This is a genomic window from Pseudomonas sp. Bc-h (assembly GCF_002080045.1).
Classification (GTDB): domain Bacteria; phylum Pseudomonadota; class Gammaproteobacteria; order Pseudomonadales; family Pseudomonadaceae; genus Aquipseudomonas.
Genome location: NZ_MUIN01000002.1, coordinates 531,166 through 544,092 on the forward strand (window position 1 = coordinate 531,166; position 12,927 = coordinate 544,092).

Consider the following 12,927-nt stretch of genomic DNA (forward strand, 5'->3'; position numbering starts at 1 on the left):
TTAATTAAATGATTTCAATCGCCATGGCAGTGGCCTCGCCGCCGCCGATGCAGATCGCCGCAACGCCCCGCTGCAAGCCACGTTGTTTCAGGGCGCAGAGCAAGGTCACCAGAATCCGTGCACCCGAGGCGCCAATGGGGTGTCCCAATGCGCAGGCACCGCCGTTGACGTTGACTTTGTCATGGGGCAATTCAAGCTTGCTCATGGTCACGAGCGCCACCACGGCAAACGCTTCATTGATCTCGAACAGGTCCACCTCGCCCAGCGACCAACCGGTCTTGCTCATGAGTTTTTCGATGGCGCCGATGGGCGCCGTCGGAAACAGTCCCGGTTGATTGGCATAAGCCGCGTGTCCACGAATCACCGCCAGCGGCTTGAGCCCGCGACGCTGAGCTTGCGACTGGCGCATCAGGGTCAGTGCAGCAGCACCATCGGAAATCGAGCTGGAATTGGCAGCAGTCACCGTTCCGCCTTAGCGAAAGGCGGGTTTCAAGCCGGGAATCTTGTCCAGCCGGGCTTTGGGCGGTTGCTCGTCCTGGCGGATGACTTTCTGCTCCTTGCCCACCGTGACCTGCACCGGAACGATTTCCGCGTCGAATCGGCCTTCTTTCATCGCGTCCTGCGCGCGGGTAAGAGACGCCACGGCAAAGGCATCCTGAGCCTCGCGACTGAAGCCTTCGAACGAGGCGCACTCTTCGGCGAATGTGCCCATCAGGCGGCCACGTTCGTAAGCGTCTTCCAGACCGTCGTAGAACATGTGGTCGATCACCTGACCGTGGCCCATGCGATAGCCGCTACGGGCTTTGTCCAGGAGATACGGCGCGTTGGACATGCTTTCCATACCGCCCGCGACCACCACATCAGCACTGCCGGCGAGCAACAGGTCGTGGGCCATGATCGCAGCCTGCATGCCTGAGCCGCACATTTTGTTCAGGGTCGTGCACAAAGTCCCGTTGCTCAGGCCTGCGCCCAGTGCCGCCTGCCGTGCTGGCGCCTGGCCGAGCCCTGCGGGCAGGACGCAGCCAAACAGCACTTGCTCGACATCTGTCGGGCTCAGGCCGGCGCGTTCCACTGCCGCGCGAATGGCCGCCGAGCCCAGTTGCGGGGCGGTCAGGCTTTTCAGGTCGCCTTGAAAGCCGCCCATGGGCGTACGCACGGCGCTGACGATGACCACCGGGTCTTCGATCTGCGTTTGGCGTTTGTTGAGTGACATGTGCAACCTCCTCGATTAGCGCGCCGCCATGCGCAAGGCGCCGTCGAGACGGATCACCTCGCCATTGAGCATGCTGTTTTCGATGATGTGGCGCGCCAGCGCCGCGTATTCCTCGGGTTTGCCGAGCCGTGGCGGGAATGGAACGCCGGCAGACAGGCTTTCGCGTACTTGCGGGGTCATGCCTGCCATCATCGGGGTTTCGAAAATGCCGGGGGCGATGGTCATGACGCGGATGCCGAAGCGCGCCAGTTCGCGGGCGGCGGGCAGAGTCAGGCTGGCGATGGCGCCTTTGGAGGCCGCATAGGCTGCCTGGCCGATCTGGCCATCGAAGGCCGCAACGGAGGCGGTATTGATGATCACGCCGCGCTCGCCCCCTTCGTCGACGGCGCCCTCGGCAATCGCAGCTGAAGCCAGACGTAGCAGATTGAAGCTGCCGATCAGATTGACGTTGATGACCCTGCTGAAAGTGTCCAGCCCATGAGGGCCTTCCTTGCCGAGAATCTTTTGCGCACCGACGATACCCGCGCAGTTGATCAGGCCGTTGATCTGGCCGAACGCCGCCATGGCCTGGTCGACCGCAGCCTTGGCTGCAACTTCCTGAGTGATGTCGGTGACGCTGGCGCGTGCATTGACACCCAGCTTTCGTACCTGCGCCTCTAGCGCCTGGGCGTTGACGTCGACCAGCATCACCCTGGCGCCCGCCTCGATCAGCATCTGCGCCGTGGCCGCGCCCAGACCGGATGCGCCGCCACTGACCAGAAATACCTTGCCTTCGATCTGCATGATGGTGTCTTCCTTACACTTTTATTGTTGTTGGCGTGTGTTGCCCACCTGCCGAAATACTCCGCCCTGTGGCCGCGATGGGCAATAGTCAAAGCGCGCATCGGTGATGGTGGTTTTGGACAGTGCCGTAATCCACAGACGTTTTGCGGCGTGACTTGCCGCACCTCGTTTAGCCAAAACAGTTCATTGTCAGGTCTTGCGCTGCAACACCGCCGCGCCGGACTCGGCAGACAGGCGTCGGTTATCCAGCAACGCCAGCAGGGCAATCAGCGCTACCCGGAGGAACGTCAGCTGGAAATCCCCGGTGACCGCCTGGCCATCGTTGCCATGCAGATACATCGAGCCACGCAGCAGCAAAGCGGCGACGGCTACGCCCAGCCCCATGCTCAGCTGGAAAAACATGCTGAACATGGTCGACGCGTCGCTCATCTGCGCCTTGGGCACATCGGCGAAGCCCAGGGTATTGAACGCGGTGAATTGCATCGAGCGGGACAGTCCGCCGATGAACAGGATCAGCAGAATCGATGCCCAGTCCATCTGTTCATTGAGCAACGCACAGGCCGCTATGGCGAGCACACCGATGACACCGTTGACCATCAGCACCGGCCGGAAGCCCCAGCGCTGCATGATTGCGCTGGTGAACGGTTTAATCGCCAGGTTGCCGGCGAACACGCCGAGCACCAGCAGACCCGAATCGAATGCCGACAAACCGAACCCCAGCTGGAACATCAACGGCAGCAGAAACGGCAAGGTGCTGATGGCGATCCGAAACAGCGACCCGCCGAACAGGCTGACGCTGAAGGTGCGAATGCCGATCACGCTGACGTTCATCAGCGGCTCGCTGCGCCTGCGCATGTGCGCCCAGGCCAACGCACCGCTGATCACGCCGACGCTGGTGAGCAATAGCCCCGGCCATTGGCTGGAGCGGCCCTGGCCGAGCATCTCCATGCCGTACAGAAGTGCCGTGCAGGCGACGCCGAGCAGGATGAAACCGAGCACATCGAAAGCGCGCTGGCTGACTTCGTTTCGCTTGGGGATCAGCACCCAGGTGGCGATCAGCGCCAGCAGGCCCAAGGGCAGATTGAGATAGAAAATCCATGGCCATGACGCATGGGTGACGATGAAGCCTCCCAATGGCGGGCCCAGCACTGGCGCCACCAGGCCGGGCCAGGTGATCAGCGAAATCACCCGCACCAGATCCTTCTTCTCGGTGGCGCGCATCACCGCCAGACGCCCCACCGGGACCATCATTGCCCCACTGATGCCTTGCAGGACCCGGGCGGCGACAAAGGCATCGAGGCTGGTGCTGATGCCACACAGCAGCGACGAAACGGTGAACAGGACGATTGCGCTGCCAAACACCAGCCGTGACCCCAGGCGGTCGGCCAGCCAGCCGCTGATGGGGATGAATGCCGCGATCGCCAGCATGTAGGCGCTCATGCCGATGTTGAGGTCCACGGCGGCGACGCCAAAGGTCTTGGCCATTTGCGGCAATGCGGTGGCGATCACCGTGGCGTCGAGGTTTTCCATGAAAAACGTGACCGCCACCAGCAGAGCGATCAGCGTCGATTGGCGTTGCGACATCAGCGCATTTCCTTGTTTTTATTCCGTGGCAGCAGCGCTCTAGGGTACCTGTTTCAAACTGTTTCGCGCAGCGCGGAATCGCCTCATCAGCGAAGGCAAAAATGAATCGTTCGATTATCGAACGGATTGCTCAAGGCGCCGATACTCAGGGCTTCTATAGAATTAACTATCTGGTACATTTTGATCATGTCTGCCACCCTTCCCTGAGCAGCCGAATAACAAGAGCGGATCGCCATGACGTCTAACGCTAAACAACCTTCCATTCTCGCGGGTCTTATCGGCGCTGGCATTCAAGCCTCCCGCACGCCCTCATTGCATGAGCACGAAGGTGATGCGCAGGGCATGCGCTATCTCTACCGAATTATCGATCTGGACGCCCTGAGACTCGACATCACCGCCTTGCCGCAACTGGTCGATGGCGCCCAGCGCTGCGGTTTCACGGGTCTGAACATCACGTTCCCGTGCAAACAGGCGGTGTTGCCGCTGCTCGACGAGTTATCCGAGGAAGCGCGCTGCATCGGCGCGGTGAACACGGTGGTGTTCAAGGATGGCAAGCGCATTGGCCATAACACCGATTGTCTGGGGTTTGCCGAAGGGTTCCGGCGAGGATTGGGAGATGTCTCACGCGGCCGGGTCGTGCAGCTGGGCGCGGGCGGTGCTGGCGCCGCGGTGGCCCATGCGCTGCTCAGCGAAGGCGTTGAACAGCTGAGTATTTTCGAGGTTGACCCGGCCCGGGCACAAAGTCTGGTCGACAACTTGAACGCTCATTTCGGCGCCGGCCGTGCGCAGGTCGGTCATGATCTCCCGACGGCCATGGCCAAGGCTGACGGACTGGTCAATACCACGCCGGTGGGGATGACCAAGCTCCCAGGTACGCCATTGCCACCAGAGTTGCTGCGCGCGCAGTTGTGGGTTGCCGAGATCATTTATTTTCCGCTGGAAACTGAACTGCTCGCCCACGCTCGTCGGTTGGGCTGCCGTACGCTGGACGGCAGCACGATGGCGGTGTTTCAGGCGGTCAAGGCGTTTGAGCTGTTCACCGGGGAAAAGGCCGATGCCGAGCGGATGCAGGCGTTTTTTCGGTCGTTGGATGACTGAGATAAACATCTGTGGCGGTTAGGCCTGCCGGTGGTGGCGCAGTGGTAATTGCTCCGGGGACACGCCGTCGACCTGCCATCCTTGGCCGAACGGCGGCTAGCGCGCTTAAAAGCAAGATCAAAAGCGAACGCGGCTCTGGAAGTTTTCGCCGTCCCTGTGGGAGACGCCGGAGGTCACGACGGCAGCGACGGCAGCTACAGGCCTTGCAGACGATTTGTTTCAAGGCGCCAGATAACGCGTCACCGAATCGCTGATCATCGCCTTGTGGCGATCTTTCACTTCGCGGTCTTCCAGTTCGATCTGGAAGATCTCCGAGAAGGTGTGGCGGTTGGAGACGCGATAGAAGCAGAACGAGCTGATCAGCATGTGCAGATCCACCGCCTGCACGCCCGGACGAAAGATCCCTTCTTCCTCACCACGTCGGAGCGTTTCGTCCAGCGCCTGCAAGACGTGCTGACTCAGCGCGCGAATCGTGGGCGACTGCTTGACGTTGTCGCCGTTGTGGATGTTTTCGATGCAGACGATTCGCACGAAATCGACGTTGCGGTCATGGTGATCGAAGGTGAACTCGACCAGCCGCTGAATCGCCTCCATCGGCGCCAGCACGTCGAGTTTCAGGCTGCTTTCGGTGTTGCGGATGTCGCCGTACAACTTCTCCAGTACCTCCGTATACAGCTGCTCCTTGCTGTTGAAGTAGTAGTAGATCATCCGCTTGGAGGTTTGCGTGCGTTCGGCGATGGCGTCGACCCTGGCGCCTGACAGGCCTTGGGCGACGAACTCGGCGACGGCCGCCTGAAGGATGCCGTCGCGGGTTTTTTCCGGATTGTTCTTGCGGCTCTTGCGTGGCGCCTCTACGGGCGCTTCGGCGAGGGTGTCGTCGACATTTTTCATGCTTGGCTCACGACCACGGTGGAATCCCGCGATTATGAGCCGCACCGCCGCGTTACGGAAGTGGCATATGCCAGTATGGCCCTCAGCCGATCAGAGTCTCGCCTGCCGCGACGCCCCGCTGCGGGACTTGGCCATCGCCGCCAAACGCACCGCGACGTTGGCCGCGCCGTATCCGACATAGCCGTTCTTGCGCTGCAGGATCTCGAAGAAAAACCGGTCGTCGAACGCTTCGGTGTACACGTGAAACAGCTCGCCGCCGTTGGCATCGCGGTCGTACAGCACGTTGTAATACGCCAGCTCGCTGAGGAATTCGTCGTCGAAATCGAAGCGTGCCGCCAGGTCGTCGTAATAGTTGAGGGGGATGTCCAGCAACTGCACGCCCGCCTCTTTCGCCCGCGCCACCTGGGCGAAGATGTCGTCGCAGGAAAACGCGATGTGGTGCACGCCCGAACCCCGGTAACTGGACAGCGCGTGGGAAATGGCCGTGTTGCGGTTTTCCGAGATGTTCAGCGGCAGGCGCACGGTACTGCAGCGGCTGCGCAGCGCCCGGCTTTTCACCAGGCCATACGGGTCGGGCAACACCACTTCGTCGTCGGCCTCGAAATCCAGCAGGGTTTTATAGAACAGCACCCAGCTGTCGAGACTGTCGGCTGGCAGTGCCATCGCCATGTGGTCGATTCGCTGCAAACCAGCGCTTGTCGGCGCCTGAGCGGTGACATTGAAATCGCTGTCGTAGATCGAATGGCCCGGCGCAGAAGGCTCGACCAGGTAGATCAGGCTGCCATCCGGCGCGCGTACCGCCGGGATTTCCCGCTCGTTGGGTCCCACCAGCCCACGATACGGCTGGCCCTTGTATTGCCGCGCACGCTCCAGCGCGGCGTTGCCGTTTTCGACCCGCAATGCCGTGGCGCACAGCGACGGGCCATGGGATTCGAAGAAGCTGTGGGCGAAAGAGTAAGGCTCGGCGTTGAGCACGATCTTGATGTCGCCCTGCCCCAGCAAGCTCACGGCCTTGGAGCGATGCTGCCCCAGTTTGGCGAAACCGAGGTTTTCCAGCCAGCCCGTCAGACGCGCACCTTGAGCGTCGTCCACTGCGAACTCGAGGAATTCGACGCCATCATAAGTGCCGGCCGCAGGCGGGCTGAACAGCAACTCTGGCTCAACGGCACGTTCTTCGCGCTTAAGCAGCAGGCGGGTCTTCTCTTCCAGATACAACAGCGAACGCAGGCCGTCGGCAGCATTGGCGCGAGTGGGCGCCGCGCGGAATCCGTCGTTGAAAATTTCCAGCGACAGGGGGCCGGTGTAACCGCTCTTCAGAATCGGTGCGAGGAAACCCGGCAGATCGAATTCGCCCTGGCCGGGGAAGCAGCGAAAATGCCGACTCCACTCCAGCACGTCCATCGCCAGCACCGGCGCATCGGCCATCTGCACAAAGAATATCTTGTCACCCGGAATCTCGGCGATGGCGCTCGGGTCGCCCTTGAGCGACAGCGTGTGAAAACTGTCCAGCAGCACGCCGAGGGCCGGATGATCCACCTGGCGCACCAGGTTCCACACCTGCTGCCAGGTGTTCACATGGCGGCCCCAGGCCAGGGCTTCATAACCCACTCGCAGCTGGCGAGCGCCGGCCCGTTCGGCCAGCAGTGCCAGATCGTCCAGCAGGATGTTTTCATCGCCCAGGGAGTCGGCTGCCGTGTTGCTGCACACCAGGACCAGGTCGGTGCCCAGTTCCTGCATCAGGTCAAACTTGCGCTCGGCGCGGTCGACGTTGCGTTGCAGGCGATCGCGTCGGCACCCCTCGAAATCGCGAAACGGCTGGAACAAGGTGATGGCGATGCCGAGGTCGGCGCACATCTGCCGTACGTTGCGCGGGCTGCCATCGTAGTAAAGAAGGTCGTTTTCAAAGATCTCCACGCCATCGAAGCCGGCCGCGGCAATGGCTTCGAGTTTTTCCGGCAGGGTACCGCTCAAGGATACGGTGGCAATCGAACGCTGCATGTTCTGACTCCTGGTTGATTGCACCCGGCGGACAGTTCTTCAGCTGATGCTCAGGTGTTAAAGCGATTATTCTCCCGGTATCCTGTCACCGCAATTTAAATGTACGGACCGGTTAGTTTTGTGTTCGATAATCGCCCAAAAGCGTTTTGAGTCAATTGACGCTCCTGCCGACGCGCTCCACCATCATCTCCACATTGTCGGACAAGGAACACCGTTTCAGCCGATGCCGCCTTACATCGGTGTAGCGATAAACAGACAAAACCATAACAATTCCAAGACAGGTTAAATGCTCATGCGCTCATACCCTGCTTCGCCTGCGCCGGCCGCAGCCACCCCTGTGCATCCTCATGCCGGGATCGGTGAAAAGATCCGCGGCGCCCTCGCTGTCGGCAAGACCCGCTGGGGCATGCTGGCCCTGGTGTTCTTCGCCACCACCCTGAACTACATCGACCGCGCCGCACTAGGCGTGATGCAACCGATCCTGGCCAAGCAGATGAGCTGGACCGCCATGGATTACGCCAACATCAATTTCTGGTTTCAGGTCGGCTACGCCGTCGGCTTTCTGTTGCAGGGTCGGTTCATCGACAAAGTCGGGGTCAAGCGCGCGTTCTTCCTCGCGGTGTTGCTCTGGAGCTTCGCGACAGGCGCCCATGGCCTGGCGACCTCGGCAGCGGGCTTCATGGTCTGTCGCTTCATTCTTGGGCTGACCGAAGCCGCCAACTACCCCGCCTGCGTCAAGACCACCCGCCTGTGGTTCCCCGCTGGCGAGCGCGCCGTGGCCACCGGGATCTTCAATGCCGGGACCAACGTCGGCGCGATGGTCACCCCTGCGCTGCTGCCGCTGATCCTGACCGTCTGGGGCTGGCAGGCTGCGTTTATCTGCATGGGCTCGCTGGGTCTGATATGGGTGATCGTGTGGCGCCTGAAGTACTTCAACCCTGAAGAGCATCCGACGGTTCGCCAGAGTGAGCTCGACTACATCAATCAGGCCGGCGAGCCGGAGCCTGCTCAAGTAAAGGTGCCGTTCTCGCAGATCCTGAAAATGCGCGGCACCTGGGCCTTCGCCCTGGCCTATGCCATGACGGCGCCGGTGTTCTGGTTCTACCTGTACTGGCTTCCACCGTTCCTCAATCAGCAATACAACCTGGGCATCAGCGTGACCCAGATGGGCATTCCGCTGATCCTGATCTGGCTGACCGCCGACTTCGGCAGCATCGGTGGTGGCATCCTGTCGTCGTGGCTGATCGGCCGTGGCATGCGGGCGACCACCTCGCGTCTTTTGTCGATGCTGATCTTCGCCTTGACCATCATTTGCGTGGTGTTCGCCGCCAATGCCAGCGGCTTGTGGGTGGCGGTACTGGCCATCGCGCTGGCGGTCGGCGCGCATCAGGCCTGGACCGCGAACATCTGGAGCCTGGTGATGGATTACACGCCCAAGCACATGATGAGTACTGTCTTCGGTTTCGGCGGAATGTGCGCGGCGATTGGCGGCATGTTCATGACCCAGATCGTCGGTGCGGTGCTGACTGCGACCAACAACAACTACAACGTGTTGTTCACCCTGATCCCGGCGATGTATTTCATCGCCCTGACCTGGCTGTACTTCATGGCACCGCGCAAAGTGGAAGTTGCCAGCGAGTGAGTTGACGAAGCCAACCCAGAAGGCTGCACGCGTGATCGTGCGGCCTTTTTTATTGTTCGGGGTTTACCGAAGTCGCCGGGCAGCTGAAGAATGTCCGACCGCGTTATAACTCGTTAGCCTGCTTTCATTTCTCTGCATCACGGGCGATGATGACGCACTCCCACCGCTCCAGCGAAGAGTCCCATGTCTGCCGCCCTGCCGCCCGATACGCCGCCCCATAACGCCAGCTCCATGGCGATTACTCTGCAAATCGTTTCCATCGTTTTCTATACCTTCGTCGCCTTCCTGTGCATCGGCCTGCCGATCGCCGTCATGCCCGGCTACGTGCATAACCAGCTCGGTTTCAGCGCCGTGGTGGCGGGTCTGGTGATCGGTTCACAGTACCTGGCGACGTTGCTCAGCCGGCCGGTGGCTGGCCGGATATGCGACACCATCGGCACCAAACGGGCCATCGTTTACGGGCTGACAGGGATCGCATTGAGTGGCGTGCTGACGGTCGTGGCCATCCTGCTGGAGAGTTTCGCCAGTGCCAGTCTGGTGATTCTGGTCATCGCCCGGCTGATCCTCGGCGGCTCTCAGGGGCTGATCGGCGTCGGCACCATCAGTTGGTGCATCGGCCAAGTGGGCGCGGAACACACGGCCCGGTCGATTTCCTGGAACGGCATCGCCTCTTATGGCGCCATTGCCATCGGTGCGCCGTTGGGCGTGGTGATGGTCGACGCGCTGGGCTTCGTCAGCCTGGGGCTGGTACTTACGGTACTTTCGGCTGGCGCGCTGCTGCTGATTCGCAACAAGCCACCGGTTCCCGTGGTTCGGGGTGAGCGCATGGCGTTCTGGTCGGTCTTCGGGCGAGTCGCGCCCTATGGTCTGAGTCTGACGCTGTCGTCCATCGGCTACGGCACCCTGACCACCTTCATCACCCTGTATTACGTCAACCGCGGGTGGGAAGGCGCGGCGTGGTGCCTGACCGTGTTCGGCGTCTGCTTCATCGCGGCGCGGCTGTTCTTCATCAATGCGATCACCCGTTTCGGCGGCTTCCGCTCGGCGATCACCTGCATGTCGGTGGAGACCATCGGCCTGACCCTGCTGTGGCTTTCGCCCACCACCACGGTGGCCTTGATCGGCGCGGGTCTGACCGGTTTTGGCCTGTCTCTGGTCTATCCGGCCATTGGCGTGGAGGCGATCAAGCAGGTACCCAACAGCAGCCGTGGCGCCGGCCTTGGCGCCTATGCCGTGTTCTTCGATCTGGCACTGGCGATCTCCGGCCCGTTGATGGGCGCTATCGCACTGGGCATGGGTTACGGCTGGATTTTCTTTTTCGCAGCGCTGCTGTCGATTCTCGCGCTGGGCCTGACGCTGCTGCTGGCGCGACGTCCCGCCGTAGACACGCGGCTGTGATCAAGCCGCGGTCAGATTCAGCCAGAAAAAGCTGAACTGCCGGAACCCGCATCGGTCGGAAATAGCACATCCCCTTTGCACAGGAGCGTGCAAGTGACCTGCGACCCTTCCGGCATCAGTGTCCCGCCCTTGAACATGGCCGGCACGCGCGATGTTCACCGCCTGCGGGTGCTGACCGTCAATACCCACAAGGGCTTCACCGCGCTGAACCGTCGCTTCATCCTGCCCGAGTTGCGCGAAGCGGTACGCAGTACCGGCGCCGATCTGGTGTTTCTGCAGGAAGTCCTCGGCGGCCATGATCGCCATGCGGCCCGCTATCACGACTGGCCGGTGATGTCGCAGTACGAATTTCTCGCCGACAGCATGTGGAGCGATTTTGCCTACGGCCGTAATGCGGTGTACCCGGACGGCCACCACGGCAACGCGCTGCTGTCCAAGTACCCGATCCTGCATTACCGCAATCTGGATGTCTCGATCACCGGCCCCGAACGTCGCGGCCTGTTGCATTGCGTGCTTCAAGTGCCGGGGCATGAGGAGGTGCATGCGATCTGCGTCCACCTGAGCCTGCTGGAAAGCCACCGTCAGTTGCAGCTGGACTTGCTGTGTTCACTGCTGGATTCGCTACCCGAGCACGCGCCGGTGGTGATCGCCGGCGACTTCAATGACTGGCAGTTGCAGGGCAACAAGCGCCTAGGCCGCTGCCAGTACCTGCATGAAGCGTTCGAACACAATCTCGGGCGGCTGGCGAAGACCTACCCGGCGCGCTTCCCGTTGCTGCGGCTGGACCGCATCTACCTGCGCAACGCCACCAGCCACAACCCGAAAATCCTCGGCACGCGCCCGTGGACGCATCTGTCCGACCATTTGCCCCTGGCAGTCGAAGTGCATATGTGAGGTGGCGCGCTGCGTTGCAATCGTGTTCGCAACTGTCAGATGAACTGGGCAATTGATCCCATCCCGCCATCATCCGTTTGTCCGGTAAGTGGCCGATTGTTTAAACCAAGTGCCGCTTGTTTCATCCCAGATAATGCGAGCCACATGACTCGCCCTTCTCATAACAAGAGGTACGTAATCATGGCTAACACCGGAAAATCGAACCCTGGCAACTTCGCCAACGATCGCCAGAAAGCCTCCGACGCAGGCAAAAAAGGCGGCCAGGCTTCGGGTGGCAGCAATGTCGCTAACGACCGGCAAAAAACGTCAGACGCGAAACGCGACGACGCCAGCAAAAAAGGTGGTCAAATGCCACAAGGCGGCGCAGGCCGTAAATCCTGATCGACTCTCGTTGATCAGCGCAGCGAGCGAGGGCGAAAGCTCTCGCTCTTTCATGTCAGGCAATCACTTCTCTCATTTATCCGGATCGATCAGAGGCACAGTCGCGTCCCGGTCGAACTGAGACCCGGGGTCTTCATTGCCGGGGTCGTTATCGACGTCCACTTCTACGTCTTCTTGCGCCTGAGTCGCGCGCTGGGGTGCGGTGTCCGGGGTCTTGTGCGAATCGGTGTGCATGGCAGTTTCCTCTTTATTCAAGCTGGGCCGGTCACGACCCGGTTTCACAGGTTGAGCTTAGCTGCCGCTGACGGTCCAGTGCACCGCGTCGTCGGCAAACTGCAGCTGCTCGACGCGATGGGCGATGCCGCAGCCCAGGGAGTCTTCGGCGCGAATGACTTTTTCTTCCGCTGACAGGCAGCGTCCGATGTCCAGCGGATGCGCGGCGCCCTCGGTTTCACTCAAGTAGATGTTCACGTAGCGCTGCAGGTCGTTGTCCAGGCTGCGCAGGTATTCGCGCATCCTGGAATGATCGACCGAGCTTTGGCTGAAATACCAGGTCATGGGGTGAATCAGGAATCGCGAATGAGGGCAGGCAATCCGCTCCTGCGCCGCAAGGTAGATGACGATGCCCATGGACTCGATATTGCCGCTGTTGAGTGCGCGAATTGGCACCGTCAGCGATTTGAGAAAGTTGTAGATCGTGAACCCCAGCGCAGTACTGCCGCCTGCCGTGGACAGGTTCAGCAGCAGACCGGTGGCGCCCTTGCCGATGGCTTCCAGGCAGCGGTCACGGAAATGCTCAGTGCTGGTCTGATCGACCCCACAATGGAAGTGGACGATGTGCTCGCTCATCTACTGCCCTCCCTTTCCCGATAATCGACGCGGCCTGAAAGGTTGGAAGCCTTGGGGCCTTGAAAAGTTGCATGGCGACCGGGACTCACAACCGACGAACTCCTGCTTCAATCAACGATCAGTACTGAACGCCGCGCGATCCACCTTACCTTGCAGTCACGCCAGCGCGGCTCTCCCATGACCCCAGACAGGACAC

The 12,927-nt window shown here is 61.0% G+C and carries 11 protein-coding genes and 1 pseudogene; 5 read left to right on the plus strand and 7 right to left on the minus strand.

The genetic code is table 11. The features are described 5' to 3' along the window. Positions 1-4 precede the first annotated feature (4 nt). The 3 genes and pseudogenes from BWR59_RS04425 to BWR59_RS04435 all read right to left on the minus strand — a co-directional run bounded on the left by BWR59_RS04425 (position 5) and on the right by BWR59_RS04435 (position 3,580). Positions 5-1,213 (minus strand): annotated as a pseudogene (locus BWR59_RS04425) (acetyl-CoA C-acyltransferase). A 15-nt stretch (positions 1,214-1,228) separates the two neighbouring features. Next, on the minus strand, positions 1,229-1,996 hold the full coding sequence (locus BWR59_RS04430; protein ID WP_081564411.1) for an SDR family NAD(P)-dependent oxidoreductase: 768 nt from the start codon (positions 1,994-1,996) through the stop codon (positions 1,229-1,231). A gap of 189 nt (positions 1,997-2,185) precedes the next feature. Then, complete coding sequence (locus BWR59_RS04435; protein WP_081564412.1) at positions 2,186-3,580, minus strand: DHA2 family efflux MFS transporter permease subunit; 1,395 nt, start codon at positions 3,578-3,580, stop codon at positions 2,186-2,188. Between the two features lie 234 nt (positions 3,581-3,814). On the opposite strand from BWR59_RS04435, the gene BWR59_RS04440 reads away from it, so the two are divergent. After that, positions 3,815-4,678: a shikimate dehydrogenase gene (locus tag BWR59_RS04440; RefSeq protein ID WP_081564413.1), complete on the plus strand. Its 864-nt coding sequence runs from the start codon at positions 3,815-3,817 to the stop codon at positions 4,676-4,678. Positions 4,679-4,897: 219 nt separating this feature from the next. On the opposite strand, the gene BWR59_RS04445 is transcribed toward BWR59_RS04440, so the two are convergent. Then, entirely contained in the window at positions 4,898-5,569 is a 672-nt protein-coding gene (locus BWR59_RS04445; RefSeq protein ID WP_081564414.1) for a TetR/AcrR family transcriptional regulator, read from the minus strand. Between the two features lie 90 nt (positions 5,570-5,659). Beyond that, the gene (gene quiC, locus BWR59_RS04450) at positions 5,660-7,567 is read right to left on the minus strand and encodes a 3-dehydroshikimate dehydratase QuiC (protein WP_081564415.1); all 1,908 of its coding nucleotides are present in this window, start codon (positions 7,565-7,567) and stop codon (positions 5,660-5,662) included. 292 nt (positions 7,568-7,859) lie between these two features. On the opposite strand from quiC, the gene BWR59_RS04455 reads away from it, so the two are divergent. The 4 genes from BWR59_RS04455 to BWR59_RS04470 all read left to right on the plus strand — a co-directional run bounded on the left by BWR59_RS04455 (position 7,860) and on the right by BWR59_RS04470 (position 11,882). Further along, the gene (locus BWR59_RS04455; protein ID WP_081564500.1) at positions 7,860-9,209 is read left to right on the plus strand and encodes an MFS transporter; all 1,350 of its coding nucleotides are present in this window, start codon (positions 7,860-7,862) and stop codon (positions 9,207-9,209) included. A gap of 183 nt (positions 9,210-9,392) precedes the next feature. Beyond that, positions 9,393-10,607 (plus strand): MFS transporter, encoded by a 1,215-nt coding sequence (locus tag BWR59_RS04460; RefSeq protein ID WP_081564416.1) that lies wholly within the window; start codon positions 9,393-9,395, stop codon positions 10,605-10,607. Between the two features lie 135 nt (positions 10,608-10,742). After that, positions 10,743-11,501, plus strand: coding sequence for an endonuclease/exonuclease/phosphatase family protein (locus BWR59_RS04465; protein WP_081564501.1), 759 nt, complete (start codon positions 10,743-10,745; stop codon positions 11,499-11,501). 180 nt (positions 11,502-11,681) lie between these two features. Further along, positions 11,682-11,882, plus strand: coding sequence for a KGG domain-containing protein (locus BWR59_RS04470; RefSeq protein ID WP_081564417.1), 201 nt, complete (start codon positions 11,682-11,684; stop codon positions 11,880-11,882). 72 nt (positions 11,883-11,954) lie between these two features. On the opposite strand, the gene BWR59_RS32345 is transcribed toward BWR59_RS04470, so the two are convergent. Together BWR59_RS32345 and BWR59_RS04475 are read right to left on the minus strand one after the other, a co-directional pair. Then, positions 11,955-12,116 carry a hypothetical protein gene (locus BWR59_RS32345; protein ID WP_168184437.1) on the minus strand — a complete coding sequence of 54 codons (162 nt, stop codon included), beginning with the start codon at positions 12,114-12,116 and terminating at the stop codon, positions 11,955-11,957. Positions 12,117-12,173: 57 nt separating this feature from the next. Further along, complete coding sequence (locus BWR59_RS04475; RefSeq protein ID WP_081564418.1) at positions 12,174-12,731, minus strand: ATP-dependent Clp protease proteolytic subunit; 558 nt, start codon at positions 12,729-12,731, stop codon at positions 12,174-12,176. Positions 12,732-12,927 lie beyond the last annotated feature (196 nt).

What these genes read in the sequence shown, in the direction of transcription:
- BWR59_RS04430 (WP_081564411.1), bottom strand. Translation starts at nt 1,996, where the DNA reads ATGCAGATCGAAGGCAAGGTATTTCTGGTCAGTGGCGGCGCATCCGGT.
- BWR59_RS04435 (WP_081564412.1), bottom strand. Translation starts at nt 3,580, where the DNA reads ATGTCGCAACGCCAATCGACGCTGATCGCTCTGCTGGTGGCGGTCACG.
- BWR59_RS04440 (WP_081564413.1), top strand. Translation starts at nt 3,815, where the DNA reads ATGACGTCTAACGCTAAACAACCTTCCATTCTCGCGGGTCTTATCGGC.
- BWR59_RS04445 (WP_081564414.1), bottom strand. Translation starts at nt 5,569, where the DNA reads ATGAAAAATGTCGACGACACCCTCGCCGAAGCGCCCGTAGAGGCGCCA.
- quiC (WP_081564415.1), bottom strand. Translation starts at nt 7,567, where the DNA reads ATGCAGCGTTCGATTGCCACCGTATCCTTGAGCGGTACCCTGCCGGAA.
- BWR59_RS04455 (WP_081564500.1), top strand. Translation starts at nt 7,860, where the DNA reads ATGCGCTCATACCCTGCTTCGCCTGCGCCGGCCGCAGCCACCCCTGTG.
- BWR59_RS04460 (WP_081564416.1), top strand. Translation starts at nt 9,393, where the DNA reads ATGTCTGCCGCCCTGCCGCCCGATACGCCGCCCCATAACGCCAGCTCC.
- BWR59_RS04465 (WP_081564501.1), top strand. Translation starts at nt 10,743, where the DNA reads ATGGCCGGCACGCGCGATGTTCACCGCCTGCGGGTGCTGACCGTCAAT.
- BWR59_RS04470 (WP_081564417.1), top strand. Translation starts at nt 11,682, where the DNA reads ATGGCTAACACCGGAAAATCGAACCCTGGCAACTTCGCCAACGATCGC.
- BWR59_RS32345 (WP_168184437.1), bottom strand. Translation starts at nt 12,116, where the DNA reads ATGCACACCGATTCGCACAAGACCCCGGACACCGCACCCCAGCGCGCG.
- BWR59_RS04475 (WP_081564418.1), bottom strand. Translation starts at nt 12,731, where the DNA reads ATGAGCGAGCACATCGTCCACTTCCATTGTGGGGTCGATCAGACCAGC.